This window comes from Dellaglioa sp. CoH-56-MRSF-10 (assembly GCF_056782175.1).
This window is the reverse complement of record NZ_JBXAYF010000021.1, coordinates 1-562: the sequence shown is the minus strand read 5'-3', so window position 1 is coordinate 562 and position 562 is coordinate 1. Positions and strand designations below refer to the sequence as shown.

Genomic DNA, 562 nt, shown 5'->3' with positions numbered 1-562 from the left:
AAATTTAATCGGGTACTATTGACGGGGCCGCTTGGCCCCGTTACTATTAATCATCCGTGATTAACAAGCTGAGGACAAAACCATGTCACGCAATAATCGACTCACGACCAACGAAAACGCAACGGTAACGGAGCGCGCAAAGATCGCGGCGGGGGTTAATCGTCTGGTTGCGCTCGACGCGTTGCCCTGTGATTTGCTGGAATGCATCGCGGAAACGCTAATCAAGAATGCGAGCCCCGCCGAACTGGATAGTGTGTCGGGTACGCTCGGGATTCTGAAAAGCCGTATCGACCTGACACGCAACCAGTTTTAACCCGGCACGCGATAGGGTTATTGTTGACGGCTCGATTCGGGCCGCATACAATAGGTCTAACGCTAAACACACGGAGTAACACCATGCAATTGACCGATAAGCAAATCGATTTGATCGTTCATCATTTCACCGTCGCCGCTATCTGGGCGGACGTGCCGGATACCGAAGAATTCGAAGGGGTGCATATTGAAGCTGACGACGAGGCCCGCGCTAAGGTCCGGGCTGGCGTCGTCGCGTTCTACGCGGAAC

At 53.6% G+C, this 562-nt stretch carries 1 protein-coding gene; it reads left to right on the top strand.

The window, feature by feature from the left end; translation table 11 throughout:
* The first annotated feature begins 82 nt into the window (after nt 1-82).
* Nucleotides 83-313 carry a hypothetical protein gene (locus AC1RP4_RS07620; RefSeq protein WP_289856663.1) on the top strand — a complete coding sequence of 77 codons (231 nt, stop codon included), beginning with the start codon at nt 83-85 and terminating at the stop codon, nt 311-313.
* Nucleotides 314-562: the final 249 nt, after the last annotated feature.